Consider the following 17938-nt stretch of genomic DNA (forward strand, 5'->3'; position numbering starts at 1 on the left):
GAAAATGGGCAGATGCGTAGGTTAGTTTCGATTAGTAGTAACTGTAAGCGTCAGCTAAAACGAAAACAACCTACTTTTACACTGTGATTGATTCGAAACCAACAGTATGCTCCAATTTATATAAGCTCATAAATGTGTTCTTTACTAGTGGTAGAACTTATTCATTAGCAGGTTTTGAAAAGCAAATTGTCAGGGCTAATCTTTTGATGTTCTTTTATTTTTAGGAAGCCATTACATCTATAAAGCTACCCGACTTTACTACCATTCCTTTCTCTAGCAAATAAACTCGATTACAGTGCTCTACCGTAGACAAACGATGAGCAATCATAATCACGCTCTTCTTTCCCGAAAGATTTTGAATCGCTGCAGTAATTTGTTTCTCCGTTTCATTGTCCAGAGCAGACGTAGCTTCATCTAAAACTAGAATCTCTCGTTCGTGGTATAAAGCTCGCGCAATACCGATTCGCTGCCTTTGTCCTCCCGAAAGCATTACCCCTCTTTCCCCTACTCGAGTATGAATGCCATTGGGCAGTTGGGTCACTACTTCCTCAAGCTGAGCAGCAGCGACAGCTGCTTCTAATTTTTGGTAGTCAATTAGATGGTCTGGGACACCAAACGCAATATTTCTCTCAACCGTGTCATCTAAGAGAAAGATAGATTGAGGGATATAGCCTATCAGATTCTGCCAAGCGCGTAGGTCGTTGTAAATCGATTCTCCATCAACTGTTATCCCCCCCTTTTGAGGAACTAGCAGTCCCAAGATTACATCGACTAGGGTAGTTTTTCCAGCCCCCGACTTACCAATAAAAGCAACTGACTCACCCTTGTTAATTTCAAGCGAGATTCCATTAATAGCGGGGTTGAGCTCTTGAGAATACTGATAGAAAACCTTCGAAAGCTGAATTTTATTATTGAAACTTATTTTCGAAGCCACTGAGCCGGCTTCTTTGCTAGCTCTTTCGGCTATAGAAGAACTATGTAACGAGAGCTGCTTTTCTGATTCCTTTAGATCAGCGTACAAAATGTCTACTACGTGCCTAGTACTTTGGAGATTGCCTACTGCAGATATAATTTGACTAGCCGCAGGCAGCAAACGGATGGAGGCGACTGCAAATACACTTAGACTAGAAATCAATTGTTCTGTAGAGTTAGACAGAACAATTTGTGAGATTGCGACAAATGAAACAATAAAAATTACCAGAGATGCCTCGATTAAAACCCGAGGCATCATTTCAAAACTACCAACCAAGGATGCTGTGCGAGCATATTGCTGTGCATAACCTGTCATTTGGGTTTCAAAGTAGGGCGCAGCACCAATTACGCGGGTTTCCTTAAAGCCTCCTAAGCCTTGATTTAGGGTTTGGATCACTTTCTGCGTGGCCTCTGACAGTGTTTGCCCCCAAACCTTTAACTTATTTTTTAAGCCATATATTAGAAGAATGACAGGTAATAGAGAAGCTAAAATCGCTGTTAGGAGTAGCGAGTTTGCGGTATACATGAGCCAGCATAAGAGAGCTAGAGTAATACAATTTGAAATCCCATATAGTAGTGAAAGCAAAACACTTGAGCAAAATGCTTGGGTTTCACTAATGATGTTTTTAGTAAGACCAGAAGAATTTTTACTTATGAAGTAGTTGTAGTCGCTATTAAGATAAGCCCTATTTAGTTTTTGAACGATTTTTGCACGATGAGAATGGCTGAATTTTAAAATATAGAATTTAGAAAGAAGATAAGCAATAGATTTGATGACAAAAACAACAGCAATTAAAATACAAAGAAAAATGATGAATGTCTCGTTAGACGATACATTTAGAACATTGTATACCTGCTGTAAAATCGGTACTCGTTGAATTAAGGCTGGGTCGGAGACAACTGCAAAGAATGGACCCAGCATGCCAATGCCAAAAGTTTCTAAGACTGAAGAAAAAATGAAAAATAGAAATAATGACGGCAGTTTCCTGCCTGAGTCTCCAAGAATGAACCAAATCTTTTTGAAGTATTGAAGCATTTTTGTTCAACCTAAATATTTTCTATTGTCTGTACCTGCTCTTAAAATTCTGGCGGTTTTGCATCTTTTAGATTTAGATGAGCTCTTACCATTTCTGTCACAACTTCTGGCATTCTAGACTGAGCTTTCCAACCTAAGATTTTTTCTGCTTTAGCAGGATTACCACAACTCCAAGCAATTTCTGAAGGTCGAAACAAGCTTCGATCAATTACTACATGTTCCTGCCAATTTAAGTTGACCGCCTTAAATGCTAAATCAACAAATTGTTGTAAGGTGTAGGATTTTCCAGTGGCAATTACATAATCGTCAGGCACTTCATGTTGTAGCATAAGGTGCATTGCGTTTACGTATTCTAAAGCCCACCCCCAGTCGCGCTGAATATCAATGTTGCCGAGATATAGCTTCTCATTGCTGCCTGTAGCAATACGACAAACTGTTGAAACAATCTTTTGTGTTACAAATCGCTGAGGCCGTAACGGCGATTCATGATTAAATAGAATGCCTGAACAAGCAAACAGATTATAAGCTTCCCTGTAGTTAGCAACTTCCCAGAAAGCAGCAGCCTTAGCTACTCCGTAAGGGCTACGAGGCCGAAAGGGAGTTTCTTCATTAGCAGCTTCGCCTTTTGTGTCACCAAAGCATTCACTAGAGCTAGCGTTGTAAAGCTTAATTGGTTTCTCCAGAAAGCGGATGACCTCTAGCAAGTTCAAAGTGCCGATTGCAAAACTCTCCATTGTCTCAACCGGCAGTTCAAAGGACAACCCTACAGAACTCTGTCCTGCCAAGTTGTAGACTTCATCTGGCTCAATTTTCGTAAATACCTGTAATACACTTCGAAAGTCAGTTAAAGACATTGATACTAGCTTGACTTGATTCCAAATACCCAGCCTCTTTAGGTTTTGGAAAGATGATATTTGTGCATCTCTAGAAGTGCCGCAAACAGCATAGCCAAGCTCCAGCAAGTGCTTAGCAAGATATGCACCATCTTGACCCGAAATGCCACAGATAAGAGCTTGTTTCATTGGGAAAAGGTGTTGAAAAATAAGTATGGATTATTGTGTTTTAGCTTTATTACTAAAGATCAAGTATTAGCAAAAACTAGCTACACTTTATTCTTCATCTCTCCAGCTATTTAACGGCTTCTAAGCGGAGCCAAATGGCGTTATTAAGATATAAGACTTATAAACAAAAACGGTTGCTTGAATTCAAGCAACCGTTTTTGTTATCAAACTATTCGAATGTCCAGCCAAGAGATTAGGCTACTGGCTCTACCACTTCTGTCACTGTCCGTCGCGCTCGCCGCCGTTCCGATCGCCTCACCCCACCAGCCATCTCATACTCAGTGCTATTGCGGCCGAATTTTACCTTCACAGCACTCAGCATATTCTCCGACAGCTCTCCCAGGCTCCGCTCCTCTTCCAGCAACTCGTTATAGATCTGGTCTATGCTCGACAGCAGCGTGTTATAACGATTTTGCCGCTCGCGCAAGCTATCCAGGGCCGCTTGATACGACTTCAGCGTCATACCGTTACCCAGGTCTAAACTCGCATCAATCGACCGCATTCCAGACGCCCGACGCTCTGCCTTTTCCAACAAAAGAGATGACCTTTTTCTTCTGGTCATAGTTTATGCCTCCCCAATGGGATGAAATGAACAGCTAGGCTCTGTGCCCAACCTGTTTTCAAATTTACCCGAGGCAATACAGCAGCCATCACCGTGCATCTAGCGAAAGTTTTTAGCAGCTTTATAGAGACCGCCAGAGATTTCAGCATTTTTCCTTAGGGCAGCAGCCGTGACTTTTGGGAATAAGCGGTGGTCTTGGCAATTGCGAGGATTGGATCCCCCCTGCCCCCCTTAATAAGGGGGGGAAGAGGGTGCCGCTACTGGCATCTAAATTAAAGGGCTTCCTCCTACTCACCATTCTCAAGGGAGCAAGAGGGAGCGATTAACCCTCATAACTTCTCCACTACCCTTTAATAGATAAGCCCAAAGTACAAAGCGATCGCAGCTCTCCAATAAGCATTCATCCTGTTTGCTTATACCTTAAGCGCTAGCCTATAAAGCAAAGCTGCTACGCAATAAGCATTCATCCTGTTTGCTCATACCCCAAGCGCTAGCCTATAAAGCGAAGCTGCTACGCAATGAGTACTCATCCTGTTTACTTATGCCCTAAGCACTCACCTATAAACCGTTGCTCTTAAGCAACGAGCATTAACGGCTTTTGCTGATTGCTTAGCCGTTAATGCTTAAGCCATTGAAACTAAGCTGCTGCCCGTCCGCGAATCTGCCCATAGCTTTCAACAAACCAGCCATAGGTCTTCTCGATTCCCTCCTTGAGCGAGGTCTTGGCCTGCCACCCAGCCTCGTGCAGCCTCGACACATCCAGCAGCTTGCGCGGCGTGCCGTCTGGCTTATCCGCATCAAACACCAGTTCGCCTTCATAGCCCACCACCGCCTTCATCGTCAGCGCCAGCTCCTTAATCGACACCTCATCGCCTGTGCCCACGTTGACAAACTGAGGCTCGTTGTAGTGCTGCATCAAAAACAGCAGCGCATCCGCCAAGTCATCCACATAGAGAAACTCGCGCAGCGGCGTGCCCGATCCCCACACCGTCACCGTCGGCGCACCGCTCACCTTAGCCTCATGAAACTTGCGCATGAGTGCAGGCAGCACGTGGGAGTTGGCCAGGTCAAAATTGTCGTTAAAGCCATAGAGGTTCGTCGGCATCGCCGAGATAAAGTTCACCCCATACTGGCGGCAGTAGTTTTCGCAGAGCTTGAGGCCCGCAATTTTTGCGATCGCATAGGGCTCATTCGTCGGCTCCAAAAACCCAGTGAGCAGATAGTCTTCCTTCATCGGCTGCGGGCACAGCTTGGGATAAATGCAGGAAGAGCCCAAAAACAGCAGCTTCTTCACCCCATTGAGATAGGCGCTGTGAATCACATTCGCCTCAATCATCAGGTTTTCGTAGATAAACTCAGCCCGATAGACATTGTTGGCCTGAATGCCGCCCACCTTAGCCGCCGCTAAAAACACATACTCCGGCTGCTCCGCCGCAAAGAAAGCCTCCACCGCCTCCTGCCGCCGCAGGTCTAGCTCCTGGCTCGACTTCAGCACTAGGTTGGTGTAGCCATTCGCCATCAGCGCCCGCACAATCGCGCTACCCGCTAAGCCCCGATGCCCAGCCACGTAGATCTTCGCATTCTTTTCCATAGCTCAGATTTCGATAGTCAGAATAAATAAGACTGTACCCACCCGGTCAAACACTCACCCCTACAAAATAACCCCTCCACTCCCCCTTAATAAGGGGGGCAGGGGGGATCAAAATCTATGCACCATTCAAGCCAATGCACAAACCGGCTTAGGGGGTTGTTGGGTGGCGCTGCGCTTGACCCAACCTACGGGAATTGGGCACTTTTCACCCCCCTTAATAAGGGGGGCAGGGGGGATCAAAAACCGTAGGATGGGCAAAGCAAAGCGTGCCCATCAAACCAAACCTGGTGGCATGAAGATGGGCAAAGGGCGAGCCCTTTGCCCATCCTACGTGATAGGCCCGTATGCGCCTTAGCCTACCTGGAGGCCCGTTTCGCCAAACATGCGGAGCGTCGCTCGGTCTGTCACAGCCTGCCCTTGGCTACCATTCAGCGGCACCAGGCCCACCCCTCTCAGGTCAGCATCAACCATCAGCTTGACCAGCTCATCAAACGTGACAGAGGGCTCCCAGCCCAGCTTAGTCTTGGCCTTGGTTGGGTCGCCAATCAACAGCTCCACCTCAGCCGGTCGCAGATAGCGCTCGTCAAAGGCCACATGGTCTTCCCAGTTTAGATTGACATAGCCAAAGGCAATATCTAGAAACTCTCGTACCGAGTGCATCTCACCCGTGGCCACTACATAGTCATCGGGCTCTTCCTGCTGCAGCATCAGCCACATCGCCTTGACGTAGTCTTTGGCATAGCCCCAATCGCGCTGGGCATCTAGATTGCCCATATAAATCTGCTTTTGCTTGCCTGCCACAATGCGAGCCACCGCCCGCGTAATCTTGCGGGTGACAAACGTCTCACCCCGACGCGGCGACTCATGGTTAAACAAAATGCCGTTGCAGGCAAACATGCCGTAAGACTCGCGGTGGTTTACCGTTTGCCAGTGGCCGTAGACCTTGGCACAGGCATAGGGGCTGCGAGGGTAAAAAGGCGTCGTTTCCTTCTGCGGAATTTCCTGCACCTTACCAAACATCTCAGACGATCCGGCCTGGTAGTAGCGCACCTCCAGCCCCGTGCGGTGCTGGTAGTCACGAATGGCTTCCAGCAGCCGCAGCGTGCCCATACCCACCGTATCGGCAGTGTATTCTGGCGAGTCAAAGCTCACCCGTACATGAGACTGGGCCCCTAGGTTATAGACCTCTTCGGGCTTCACCTCTTCTAAAATGCGCCGCAGCGTTACCCCATCAGTCAAATCGCCATAGTGCAGAAACAGACGCGCCGAATCGCTATGGGGGTCTTCATAGATATGGTCGATGCGGTCAGTATTAAAGGTAGAGGTGCGGCGAATAATGCCGTGAACTTCATAGCCTTTTTCTAATAGCAGTTCACTTAAATAAGAACCGTCTTGTCCGGTTACGCCAGTAATTAAACATTTTTTAGCAGCGGTCATAAGTCAAGCCTTTAGTAAATAACTGTGAGCTGAAGGAAATACCCTATAGACAACAGAAAGCTTTGTAGGATGGGCAAAGCAAAGCGTGCCCATCAAAACATATAACTGCAGCTACAAAGGATTAATTTTAGATACACCTTCTCTACCATTCGGCCTTTTGGATTGCAACAATTCAAAAGGCTACGGTGAAGGGACTGAGATCTCAAGGACCGTCAAAGCCCACTTCTAGAAAAGGTGGAACTTAGTTTAGCAACTCAGGCCAGTTGACAGCTAAAAGCGGAGTGTCTAGTGGGTAGTTTACGCTTCTTTTTGCCTGACTGCTTAGCTCTTTCAAAGTATAGATCAAAGAAATATCGTTTAACAGATTTAATCGTTTTCTTCACGCTATTAATGTTATTAACCCTCTTCTATCTATCAATCTTTAACTAACTAATTCTCCGAAAATCCTTGATGCCGTTAAAGCCCACCATGCGAGACTGGCGGCGAGTAAATTCGCCTACCGTTGGGTTGCCTTGAGGGTTCACCACGCCAGTTGCCTGTCGCCACAGCCCTTCAGCAGCTGGAGAGACGGTGTAATTGCGATCGCGTCTGCAGACGTGATACCAAGTAGTTTCCTGACAGTCGGAGCACCAAAAGGCCTCTATCCACTCACCCTGCAGGGGCACCGCTGCCCGCTCTGCTGTCAACAGCATTGCCGTTTTGCGGCCCATGCCCCGCTGCTGCAGATGCTCAGGCTTACTGGCAAACAGCGGATACTTCTGGCTGACGCTATCTAAAAGGCATTGGTGAATAGGGCAGCAAATAGCCCGACGCTTAGAACGGTTACGGTTTCGGCTCTGTCGCTGTGTCATGGTTTCAGATAGTTTGCACAAGGGGTCTTAACAGAAGGGGGGTAACCCGGCAAAGGCTAGCTGTGTGGCTTCAGATACTCCAACACGCGAGAAACCTTTACAGTCATGAGCTGCTTGAGCGACAGAAAAACAAAGGGTGGAATGGTGCTGGCATAGCGCTTCCACAGCCGAGTTGGCTCCTGCGTTAGGCGAAACAGCCACTCTAGGCCCGACTCGCGCACCCAGTCGGGAGCTAGCTGCAACACCCCAGCATAAATCGGAAAAACACCCCCCAAGCCAATCATCACGGCCTGCACTTTGCCCTTATGCTGGTGCATCCAGGTTTCCTGCTTAGGACACCCCAACGCTAGAAATAAGATGCCTGCCCCACTATCGTTAATCTGCTGGATGATCTCTCTATCTTCCTGCTCAGTGAGCGGGCGAAAGGGCAGTGGCTGCATGTCGGCTATTTCCAGGTTAGGAAACTCCCGCTGCAGCCGCTGCCGCATCAGGTCCAGCGTGGAGGCATCGGTACCTAAAAAGAAGATTGGAACTTTCTCAGCAGAGGCTCGCTGGCACACTGCCAAGAAAATATCCATACCCGCAACCCGGTCATGACAATAGCCCCGAATCAGGTTTAGCATCCAGACCAGGGGCATGCCGTCAGGCGTTATCAAATCAGCGTTGAGCAATACCTTGGAGAACGGCTCGTTCCAGCGGGCCTCCATCAGCATGTGGACGTTTGAGACGCAGACGAATCGACTGGAGTGCTCTCTAGCCCAATCAAAAATCAGGTCAATCTGAGCCTCAAAGGGAAGGGCGGAAACAGGAAACCCAAGAACATTCTCTTGGCAGGGAACTAATTCCAGAGTAGTCATTTCTATGGAACAGGTAAGAGGAACGGGAAAAGACGACTAACAGGCGTCCTAAGAGATCAACCGGGGATCACTTAAATGCAGGATTTACTCAGAGTCAACTCTGCCCGAAGCGCCCTTAACACTCCACACAAAAGCAACCTGTTCTGCACCCACACAGAGTTGCTCCTGTTAGCGGCAGGGCTGAAAATACTAAACACACAATTCCTCGAAAAACACTGGTGGCAAGAGAGTGAAACGTCTCATCACCACAAAGTAACCCTTCATCAAACAATCTCTAGCTACAAAAGCCCTTTGAGAAACATCAGACAGCTAGTATCTAACGTCCCAAACTGAATATTGTTTGAGGATAGGTGCCTTACTACCCACAGGTAGGAAGGTTTTCGAGTTTTATGTGATTCAAACAGAGCTAAAGATTAAGACTGAGAAACTTCCTCCAAAACGTTTTCAGGCGTCAACAAGCCTTTGTATCCCTTATAGATCGTCCCCTACAAAAGGCAGAATATCGCCCGAAAACCGACATAGCCGTAACTTATTGACCTGGCTATGCCATCGGTAGAACCCACTTTACCGGCAACCCTGTTTAAGCTGCTTCAGCACACGCAAATGTACTTTTAGCAAACTTTGCAACAAAAGTCCCCTCCATGTCTACCCAAATTTGCACAAAATCTTGAATCTGGCAAGAAGGGTGTCTCTTCTATCGTTCCGACGTTCCCACTGGGGGAACATCGTTATCAGAGATTTATGCTTGGGTTAACATCCTCAACAATGCCATAGCAGGCGACAAATACGTAAAAGTACGGATTTGGTTTCAAAGTCTCTTCATTGTTGGCTCTATTTTTACAAGCTAGTACGTAAACCTCTCACAATTATCCGGATAGGCTGCCTGCACCTCTGAAAGAAAGGAGCAACTTATCAGCTTTAGCCAGATCTCAGGCTCCGCGAACATTCTTTCAGCCACAGTCAAAATCTCTACAACCTAGAATAGGCAATGGTTACCTCCCCCTTCAGAGCTAGACAATGCCTGTGTAGGCTGGACCTATCCCTATCCCTTCCAGAGCACATTAAAACAACAGGCAAGCCCTTTAAAGAGTCTCTAGCAATACAGTTTCTTCTATTGCCCCCTCTCTATGAAGAAGCCAACGATATTCGAGCTAGCGCGGCTCTGTAAAAGAGTATACTGATTCTTCGATAGGAGCACTGTACAGGTATTGGTGTTCACTTCAATGAGCCTGGCCTGTAGCCTAAGATTCAATTCCTAGGCGCAAGCAACTCCAATTGGCAAAAGATCTACAAGATCTACAGCAAAATCTATATCTATAGGGTTCTGAGTTCTGAACTAGCCTCGATAGGAGCGCGCAACTAGGGCACCAAACAGAAAGCAGCATCTTCTTTGGAAGCTAATAAGTTGTTTAAGCAGTACATGGCTTATCGGGATCCGCTTTGATCCGCCAAAGCCTTTTTGAACTGCCCTTTTGGTGCAAAAAAAGGAGGGCTCTCTTCTCCCTTTCCAAGGGGAGCAGGGGAGATCTCAACCAACTTAATCCCAGAGCTAGTAGGTTCTCGCAGGCTGAGTTTCGCAAGCTCGAAACCAGTCTACAAAAGGAACTAGACACTCCACTAGGAAGGAATTGATGCGCAGTTCCTTCACTCCTGGTAGATAAAGACCCAGTAAAAATGGCGTGAATTAAGGAACCCGTTCGGCTGATCCTTGCGGTTTCTTTTTAGGGTAGCTGAAGGGTGTAGTGATGCCCGTCTGTGTGAGTCTGCATTAAAAAATTTCTTCTAAACCTTCTAACGCTATGGCTTCTAGGCCCTTTTATTTAAATCAGCTATCTTCACTCAAGGTCAGCTCAGCTCTAGGGCTGTTGGTGGTAGCCGGGTGGCTACTGGCTCCCCCTGCCGCTGCCCAAACCATGCAAAGCCTGCCCCTAGCTCCCTCGCGAGCCGTCGCCCCACCCCCCCAGGCAGACAGCTCCTACAGCCTAGGAGCCGGGGATATCGTGAGAGTTGACCTGTTCCGCCTACCCCAATACAGCGGCGAGCAGCAGGTTCAGGCAGATGGCAGCCTCAACTTGCCCCTAGTGGGGCGGGTATCAGTCTTCAATATGACCCTAGAGCAAGCCTCTAGCACAATTTCAAACGCCTACAGCCAGGTTTTGCGGCGGCCCATTGTTGCCCTCACCCTGCTGCAGCGTCGTCCGCTGACAGTTGGCATTGCCGGTGAGGTCAACCGCCCCGGCGCTTATACCCTATCCAATGAAACGACCAGTTTCCCCACCCTTGCCCGGCTACTCGAAACAGCAGAAGGCGTGACCCAAAGCGCCGACCTGCAGCAGGTGGAGGTGCGCCGCCAGACTGCCCAGGGCACTCAGACCATCACAGTCGATCTCTGGCAGCTACTGCGCACTGGCGACTCGCGCTACGACATTGCGCTGCGCGATGGCGACAGCGTCTTTATCCCGTCAACCCAGGTTTCTCTAGAAGACGGAATGCTGCTGGCCAACGCCAGCTTTGCCGCCAGCAGCACACAACCGGTTAATATCTCTGTCGTCGGTGAAGTTTTTCGTCCGGGGCCATACACCCTGCGCGGCGGCCCCACCCGCACAGGTCAAGCCGGAGTCCCTGGCGGGGAAGCCGGCAGCAACTCCAGCACCGTTAACCGCCCTGTGACCGTAACCGACGCTATTCAGGTCGCAGGCGGCATCAAGCCAATGGCTAACTTGCGACAGGTACAGGTGCGCCGCTTTCCCCGCAGCGGTAGTGAGCAGGTCTTTACCGTTGATCTCTGGCAGCTGCTCTCAACAGGTGACCTGCGGCAAAACCCCATTCTGCAGGAGGGAGACACCGTCATTATCCCCACAGCGACCAGCACCCCCAGCGCCCTAGAAGCGGCTCAGCTGGCCGAGGCCAGCTTCTCGCCGAATACGATTCGCATCAATGTGGTGGGTGAGGTCAAGCAAAGCGGTCTTTTAGAGATGCCGCCCAACACGTCGCTCAACCAGGCCCTGCTGGCAGCCGGCGGCTTTAATAATCGAGCCCGACAAGACACCGTGCTACTAGTCCGGCTCAACCCAGATGGCACAGTGATTCGTCAGCCTGTGGAGGTTAACTTCGCGGAGGGCATTGATGAAGCTAACAATCCCGCCCTCCGCAACAACGACGTTGTGATTGTCGAGCGCTCTGGCCTGGCTGGAGTATCCGATACTCTGGGCCTCGTTGCAGATCCGATCTCAAGGTTCTTAAACCTGTTCACGCTCCCCTTCCGCATCTTTAACTAATCCGAAAACTGACCCCGATCCTGCAGTCTTACTCTGGCCCCCACTCACCCCTAGCCCGCTGACCTTATTTCAGGAACTGCCATGACACCTCAGCCGCTGCAGCAGCTATTTCCCTCTGGCTCAGCCGCCCCTACCAAGCCCGACTCAGATGCCGAGGGCAGCCTTGAGCTGGGCCGGGTATTTGCCGCTCTCCGGCGCAGAGCCCTGCTTATTCTTGGCGTTACCGTTGCCGTTGCCGCCGCCGCTGGCGTCAGAACTTTCCTCAGCCCGCCCACCTACGTCGCTCAGTTTGAGATTTTAATTCAACCCTCTAGTGCTGAGCTTGAGGCGATTTCTGCCGTTGCCGGTGTGCCGGTAGCGAGAGACAATCGCACTCTTAGCCTGGCTGACCAAACCAAAATTCTGACCAGCCCAGATGTGCTGGCCCCTGTGGTCAAGGCGATTCAGGAAGAGCAGCCTGAAATCTGTACTTTCATCGGTCTGATGAATCGATCCCAAGATGAGGCCTGCTACGACAAGATTCGAGAAAATTTGAGTATCCAATTGACAGAGCGTAAATCTACCGCTGAGGATCAGTCCAGAATCTTTAGCGCATATTACGTAGGAGGTACTCAGGAGGAGGCTGAGAAAGTAACAAACCTGGTTGCCCAAACCTTTCTTGACTACGGATTGGCCTCTCGTCAGCGAGACATTCAGCAGGGCCTAGACTTTTTAGAGACTAAGCTGCCCGATGTTGGGGGACAAGTGAACAAGCTGCAGGGCGAGCTGCAGACCCTGCGCCAGCAAAACAATCTGATTACTCCAGAGGCTGAAGGCGAACAGCTCAATGCTCAGATCAGGCAGTTTCGAGCCGAGTATCTAGCCATTCAAATTGAGCTAGATGAAGCGATTGCCCTGTTTAACGATCTACAGCAGCAGCAACAGCAGCAATCTCAGGAGTTTGTCGCCTCGCCGGCCCTCAGCGGTAGCCAGCGTTATCAGGCTCTGGTGCAGGAGCTGCTAAAGCTAGAGAGCCAGATTGCCGAAGCCTCAACGCTGTTTCTCGAAAACAGCCCAGATATCGAAGCTCTGCAGGAGCAGCGCCAAAATCTCTTAGACCTGCTGGCCCGAGAAGGTCTGCAGGCCCAGCGAGAATTGGTCAGCCAGATTCGCACTTTGGAGACGCGAGAGGAAGCTTTAGCTAGCACCCTAGCTGAGCTAAATGTGAATGTCGATCAGTTAGCAGGTGTTTCCCGCGAGTTTACCGATATCGACCTAGAGCTTAAGATTGCCACTGAAAACTTAAACCGGCTACTGGAGCGGCGCGAAGCCCTGCAGATTGAAGCGGCCCAGCGAGAGCTTCCCTGGCAGTTGATTACCCCGCCCGTCATTACTGAAAACACTGCCAGCTTACCTCGCAACGTGGCCTTGGGCCTGGTTCTGGGGCTGCTGCTGGGGGTTGGCTTGGCTCTCACCATCGACACCGCCAAAGACAGGCTCTACACACCTGCCGACCTCAAGCGCCTAACGCCCCTGCCCATTCTAGGCCTGATTCCTCACTACGCTCTTCCAGATCCAGCAGAGGCCCGACAGGCAGTACCGGCCCTGGCCGGAGGCGGCCCCCCCGGCAGAGCAGGAGGGTTGAGCAACGGGTCTAAACCTTCAAGGGACTGGCAGGCGTTTCAGGAGTCTTTTCGATCTCTCATAACCAACATCCGCCAAGTCAGCACCGAAACGCCAATTCGCTCGATGGTCATCAGTTCGGCGGAGCCCCAGGAAGGCAAATCTACAGTAGCCGCCTATCTGGCTCAGGCGGCGGCTGCCATGGGTGAACGGGTGCTGCTCATTGATGCAGACCTGCGCTTGCCCTACCTACATGAGTTTTTTGGGCTTACCAACACCGTTGGCCTGGTCAATCTTTTAACCGAGGAGTTCGATACCAAAAATGTGATTCACCGATCGAAGACCGAGCCTAATCTCTTTGTGCTAACCACTGGCACCGCCTTGGCCGATCCGGTGCGGCTGCTCTCTGCCAGAGCCATTAACCAGCTCATGAACAAGATCAGAAAAAACTACGACCTGATTATTTTCGACGCCCCCTCAGTCCATGAATATGCCGATGCTGCCCTCATCGGAGCCGAAACCGACGGCATGGTTCTAGTCTCTAATCTCGGTAAGCTCAAGTCGGCCCAGCTTGAGCAGGCACTAGAGAAGCTCTGGATTTCTAAAATTTCTGTGCTCGGTATCGTTGCCCGCGAAGCCTCCCCCGAAGCCATTTTCCAGCTATAGCCCCCGTAGGTTGGCTATAGCGCAGCGAAACCCAACACCCCAAAAGTCCGTTACGTCTCACAAACTAACCGACAACCCTCACCCAACAACAAAACCGCTCTCCATCAATTTGCCACCTGTCACTAAATTAAAGCTGTAAGGCGCAAAATCAATGCATCAACCAACGTTGAACACCGCTCAGATCCCGTCTTCCGTCCGGGTGTATATCAGCCCAGCCTCTAGAGATATCCAGAGAAAAAAGGCTGCCGCTGCAGCAGCACTCCTCCGCAGAGATCAGTCTTCTAGGGAGCAACCCTTCAGTTCTAGCGAGTTTGCCCCAGTCAATCCTGCTGCAGCCCAACCTCAAGCCCAACCCCATCAGCCTCCCCGCCGCTCCCCCTTACATGAGCCCGGCACCCAGGCAGCCCTTATGGGAGTCGGCAGCTTAGCCCTGGCCTCTGCTCTAGGCCTGTGGCTCACCACCGAAGCTAACCAACAGCAGGCCACCGCCCCACAACTGCTGCCCCCGGCCCAGGCCCAGACTGCCGAACAAGGCTCACTACCAGTGCCAGCGCCAGCCCCCCTCGCCTCAGAGCCTGTGCCCACAGCGCCTGCCCCAACAGATCTCCCTGCTGCCCAGCAGGCCCCATCTTCGACCCCCCGCTGGACTACCGTTCCTGTCCCTTCAAACGGTGCGCCAGCAGCTTCCTTCAGTCGCTTTAAAGTTGCCGACACCCTGCAGCAGATGGTCGATCGGCAGGCAGCAGACCTTGCAGCAGCTCAAGCGAACGCAAGATCTGCCTCTAGCAGCGCTGCTTCCCCGCCCCCAAGTGCCAGCCCAACTGCCCAAGTAAACGGGCAAGCAACCAGCGCCACCAGTCCTCGCAGCATGTCTGCGTTTTCTGCTAGCCATAGCTATACTCGCGGTCTGCCCCCAATCCTGCCCACAGCACCAACCGCCGCCACGCTTCAGGTCTCCCCTTCACCCGTAGCAGGGCCAGCCCCAACCGCCAGCATTTCGCAGCAAAGCCCCACACAGCCCAGTGCCCACGTCAACCCCTCAGTTATCCAGGCTCAGCGCCCCTCCGTTGCGCCTGCCGTAACAGTCGCACCTGCCCTACCAGTCATGACCGCTCCGGCTTCCCCAGTTGCTGGCTCTTCCGCCACTGAGCCCCCAATTACAACTCCGCCAATCACGGTCGCCCCTGAAGCAGCCCCTGATCCCAAGGCCCCCGCTCAGCCGCAGGAAGCCCTCAAAGCGCCCCAGCAGCCCCTGGCCATAGCCCTTACCCCTGAGCTCAGCCAAGACCTCGCTTCAATTAATGAACTCAGCTCTTTTCCCGTTCTTCAGGTTGATTGGGCTACATACCAGCAAGCTTGGGCAGCCTTGCAAGTCAATCCAGAACAGATACCTGCAGCACCACTCAGCGGCTACATCGACTATTCAAGAAGTTTGGTTGTTGTTCCTATAGATGTTGGCCAATAGGGGAGGAGGCAAGGGTGTTGTCATGAACGCTACTCTTAAATTCTCAATCAGCTCAGTTACGTTATTCTTTTTTTTAACTGGGCTTACTTATACCATTTTGTTCTTCGCCACGGGTCAGCTTCAGGACCCGTTGTGGGCTGATGAGCAGACTTTTCTCGCTACTAGCGAGAGCTTTAGCAATCGCTTAATACCAAGCCTAGAGCAGTTAAGAAGCTATCAGGAACTTAATACACCCCTGCCTTTTATTATTTATGGGCAAGTTATCTATTTCTTTAAAGGGGCTCCTTTTACCGCCAGACTGTTAAACCTTCTACTTTCAATAGTCATTGCTGCCCTTATTGGCTGGCCTAAGAGCCGGAAGAGATTTGAATCTATCCTATCGTTGATGGGGCTGTTCCTATTTCCTTACTTTTTATGGTTTAGTACTCGTTTCTACACTGATATCTTCGCTGTTTTCTTTACATTGCTCGGAGTGTTTTTTTACCGGCAGAAGAATCATGTAGCAAGTGGAGTTATGTTTCTACTTGGAATAGCTTCTCGCCAGTTCATATTAGCCTTTCCTCTTGCGACCGCAGCCCACGAACTGCTTATTGCTATTCGTGAAAAAAGACGTCCTAGCCTCAGCTTCTTTCTCCCTTCTATAGCAGCCCTATCGATTGTGGGCTGGGTATTATTCTTTGGTGGTTTAGCACCCCAAACTGCTCTCTCTGTAAGAAATGTACCTGCTGTGCAGCAGTCCTTATGGGCCCTTACTCCTGAGAGCGGGCTGTATTTTCTGGCAGTAATAGGATTCTTTTATGTCATTCCAGAGTCTCTGCTTTTTCGCCAACATTTTGCTGAGCAGCCTCTCTGGAGCAAAAAGAATTTGCTGATTGCTGCAGGATTAATGACAGCTTTTATTCTTTCTCCAAACCTTGTGTTTGCTAAGGGCGTCGTTTGGAAAATCTCCAGTTTTTTGCCAATTGGCTGGCTCAAGTTGGCTTTTTTGTACGTGATGGCTCTTTTACCCTGCTTAAGGTTTTCTCGAATCAGCTTTCCCTTTTTGATTTTATTTTTTAATTTGCTGATTATGATGAAGGCTTTTCCCTGGGACAAGTATGCGCTACCAATCATAGTCATCTTTTGGTATTTGAAGTCTAAAGATGAAATGAGCTAGGCCCCAGCACATTAGGGTGCGCTGTCGCCTTGATGCAACACATCGATTCGCTAACGAAGCCTGCTTCTCACTAAATCTGGTGCGTCACGCGCTGCGATGACGCATGCTACTGATGCCACTGGTATAAGCTCAGTCTGTACAACTTAAGCTTACAGCCCAAAGGGGAGCCCAAAGGGCTCCCTTGAGTAGACTCAGCGGGTTTGTAGGCAATTCCCTAAGCCTGAAGATTCTCTCTCGTGAAATGTCCCTAGAGAGAACCTTTTTGTTACAAACCTACTCAGACTTTTGCTTTGCGACAGCCTGTGTTGCCTGGTTCAGAAGGCTAGCCAACCTGCTGTAGGGCACTGCCGCTGCTGCAATTCTTTAGGCTGCATTAAACAACCCAACTCTCTAACAATCACCCGCCCATGTTCGACTGCAGAGATGGCTGGTAAACGAGAGCTTACGCTTCGGCAGACTCCTCAGCAGCGCCGCGCCGCTTACGCAGAGCTGCAGCTCCCATACCAATTAGACCAGGCAGCAGCGCTGGCGTGGGAACGGGGGTCGGATCAGGCTTAGCCGATGTGAAGATGCTCATGTGGGAAACATCTCTCACCCGAGCCCTTCCATTATTATTGAAGTCAGTAAATGGGGATGTCCAGCTGCCCGCAGCGGCAGTTGCTAAGTAGCCAACGAAGTTAAACTCATTAGCAGCTTTGAAAGTAACGAGAACATTTTGCTTTGAGAAATCAATGCCCAAAGCACTGAAATCAAATGTACCTGCTGTTCCATCTTCTGGAGGAGTGAAGAAATTTTTCCCAGAATTCTCGTCGCTCTTGGCTAAGAGCCCCCAAGTAGAAATGTCAAAAAAAGTATCTGCATTAACGTTGGCTATGGAGTCTTGGCCTTGGCTTCCGACAGCACACCCTGCATTAGGCACAATACCCCGAGTTGAGGCATCTAATCTAAACCCAGTAAAACTGCTGCAGGCTATGGTCGCAGCTTGAGCTGAAGGTGCTCCTGCAATTACTCCTACCAATAGAGTGCTAGCCGTGATAGCACCAACCAAAAATTGTTTCTTCATGTGCTCTGCTCAAAAAAATTAAGGACATTGATCGAAGTATCTGCATCTCCCCGATTCCTGATCCTATAGATGTCTTATTTACTACATTGAAAAATGCTTGGGATTGCTCCCTACCTGCTCTAATTCCCCCAAAATTGGCAGCCATTCAGATCAAGCTGAATACTGCAAATGCACTTGCAAAAGGCAGGTATCAGCAACAAATCAAACAGTATCATTAGTTTCTGCCGAATCTACGTGAATTTGCTGAGCTTATTCAGTTCTTTAAATGATGTAGCCCTTGTTACAAGAGCGCCGACGCGACTCCAAGCCAGGCTGGTTTTGGGCGAACGGGCAATGCCAAT

At 49.9% G+C, this 17938-nt stretch carries 12 protein-coding genes; 4 read left to right on the plus strand and 8 right to left on the minus strand.

Annotation, left to right across the window (positions count from 1 at the left end; all coding sequences use genetic code 11):
* Positions 1 to 220 precede the first annotated feature (220 nt).
* From H6G13_RS23785 to H6G13_RS23815, 7 genes are all read right to left on the minus strand, one after another.
* The gene (locus H6G13_RS23785; protein ID WP_190487577.1) at positions 221 to 2008 is read right to left on the minus strand and encodes an ABC transporter ATP-binding protein; all 1788 of its coding nucleotides are present in this window, start codon (positions 2006 to 2008) and stop codon (positions 221 to 223) included.
* Positions 2009 to 2049: 41 nt separating this feature from the next.
* Positions 2050 to 3030: a GDP-mannose 4,6-dehydratase gene (locus tag H6G13_RS23790; RefSeq protein WP_190487578.1), complete on the minus strand. Its 981-nt coding sequence runs from the start codon at positions 3028 to 3030 to the stop codon at positions 2050 to 2052.
* A 232-nt stretch (positions 3031 to 3262) separates the two neighbouring features.
* Positions 3263 to 3631: a hypothetical protein gene (locus H6G13_RS23795; protein ID WP_190487579.1), complete on the minus strand. Its 369-nt coding sequence runs from the start codon at positions 3629 to 3631 to the stop codon at positions 3263 to 3265.
* A gap of 637 nt (positions 3632 to 4268) precedes the next feature.
* Complete coding sequence (locus tag H6G13_RS23800) at positions 4269 to 5222, minus strand: GDP-L-fucose synthase (RefSeq protein WP_190487580.1); 954 nt, start codon at positions 5220 to 5222, stop codon at positions 4269 to 4271.
* A 351-nt stretch (positions 5223 to 5573) separates the two neighbouring features.
* A complete protein-coding gene (gmd, locus tag H6G13_RS23805) occupies positions 5574 to 6659 on the minus strand; it encodes a GDP-mannose 4,6-dehydratase (protein WP_190487581.1) in 1086 nt (361 codons plus the stop codon).
* A gap of 425 nt (positions 6660 to 7084) precedes the next feature.
* Positions 7085 to 7510 (minus strand): hypothetical protein, encoded by a 426-nt coding sequence (locus tag H6G13_RS23810; protein WP_190487582.1) that lies wholly within the window; start codon positions 7508 to 7510, stop codon positions 7085 to 7087.
* 56 nt (positions 7511 to 7566) lie between these two features.
* A complete protein-coding gene (locus H6G13_RS23815; protein WP_190487584.1) occupies positions 7567 to 8367 on the minus strand; it encodes a WecB/TagA/CpsF family glycosyltransferase in 801 nt (266 codons plus the stop codon).
* Between the two features lie 1799 nt (positions 8368 to 10166).
* On the opposite strand from H6G13_RS23815, the gene H6G13_RS23820 reads away from it, so the two are divergent.
* From H6G13_RS23820 to H6G13_RS23835, 4 genes are all read left to right on the plus strand, one after another.
* Positions 10167 to 11645, plus strand: coding sequence for an SLBB domain-containing protein (locus tag H6G13_RS23820; RefSeq protein WP_242028496.1), 1479 nt, complete (start codon positions 10167 to 10169; stop codon positions 11643 to 11645).
* Between the two features lie 81 nt (positions 11646 to 11726).
* Positions 11727 to 13913: a tyrosine-protein kinase domain-containing protein gene (locus H6G13_RS23825; RefSeq protein WP_190487585.1), complete on the plus strand. Its 2187-nt coding sequence runs from the start codon at positions 11727 to 11729 to the stop codon at positions 13911 to 13913.
* Positions 13914 to 14064: 151 nt separating this feature from the next.
* Entirely contained in the window at positions 14065 to 15378 is a 1314-nt protein-coding gene (locus tag H6G13_RS23830) for a hypothetical protein (protein ID WP_190487587.1), read from the plus strand.
* 22 nt (positions 15379 to 15400) lie between these two features.
* Positions 15401 to 16534, plus strand: coding sequence for a hypothetical protein (locus tag H6G13_RS23835; protein WP_190487589.1), 1134 nt, complete (start codon positions 15401 to 15403; stop codon positions 16532 to 16534).
* 442 nt (positions 16535 to 16976) lie between these two features.
* On the opposite strand, the gene H6G13_RS23840 is transcribed toward H6G13_RS23835, so the two are convergent.
* Positions 16977 to 17597, minus strand: coding sequence for a PTPA-CTERM sorting domain-containing protein (locus H6G13_RS23840; protein WP_190487591.1), 621 nt, complete (start codon positions 17595 to 17597; stop codon positions 16977 to 16979).
* Positions 17598 to 17938 lie beyond the last annotated feature (341 nt).

It is taken from the genome of Pseudanabaena sp. FACHB-2040 (genome assembly GCF_014696715.1).
Taxonomy (GTDB): Bacteria; Cyanobacteriota; Cyanobacteriia; order Phormidesmidales; family Phormidesmidaceae; genus JACVSF01.

What these genes read in the sequence shown, in the direction of transcription:
- H6G13_RS23785 (WP_190487577.1), bottom strand. Translation starts at nt 2,008, where the DNA reads ATGCTTCAATACTTCAAAAAGATTTGGTTCATTCTTGGAGACTCAGGC.
- H6G13_RS23790 (WP_190487578.1), bottom strand. Translation starts at nt 3,030, where the DNA reads ATGAAACAAGCTCTTATCTGTGGCATTTCGGGTCAAGATGGTGCATAT.
- H6G13_RS23795 (WP_190487579.1), bottom strand. Translation starts at nt 3,631, where the DNA reads ATGACCAGAAGAAAAAGGTCATCTCTTTTGTTGGAAAAGGCAGAGCGT.
- H6G13_RS23800 (WP_190487580.1), bottom strand. Translation starts at nt 5,222, where the DNA reads ATGGAAAAGAATGCGAAGATCTACGTGGCTGGGCATCGGGGCTTAGCG.
- gmd (WP_190487581.1), bottom strand. Translation starts at nt 6,659, where the DNA reads ATGACCGCTGCTAAAAAATGTTTAATTACTGGCGTAACCGGACAAGAC.
- H6G13_RS23810 (WP_190487582.1), bottom strand. Translation starts at nt 7,510, where the DNA reads ATGACACAGCGACAGAGCCGAAACCGTAACCGTTCTAAGCGTCGGGCT.
- H6G13_RS23815 (WP_190487584.1), bottom strand. Translation starts at nt 8,367, where the DNA reads ATGACTACTCTGGAATTAGTTCCCTGCCAAGAGAATGTTCTTGGGTTT.
- H6G13_RS23820 (WP_242028496.1), top strand. Translation starts at nt 10,167, where the DNA reads ATGGCTTCTAGGCCCTTTTATTTAAATCAGCTATCTTCACTCAAGGTC.
- H6G13_RS23825 (WP_190487585.1), top strand. Translation starts at nt 11,727, where the DNA reads ATGACACCTCAGCCGCTGCAGCAGCTATTTCCCTCTGGCTCAGCCGCC.
- H6G13_RS23830 (WP_190487587.1), top strand. Translation starts at nt 14,065, where the DNA reads ATGCATCAACCAACGTTGAACACCGCTCAGATCCCGTCTTCCGTCCGG.
- H6G13_RS23835 (WP_190487589.1), top strand. Translation starts at nt 15,401, where the DNA reads ATGAACGCTACTCTTAAATTCTCAATCAGCTCAGTTACGTTATTCTTT.
- H6G13_RS23840 (WP_190487591.1), bottom strand. Translation starts at nt 17,597, where the DNA reads ATGAAGAAACAATTTTTGGTTGGTGCTATCACGGCTAGCACTCTATTG.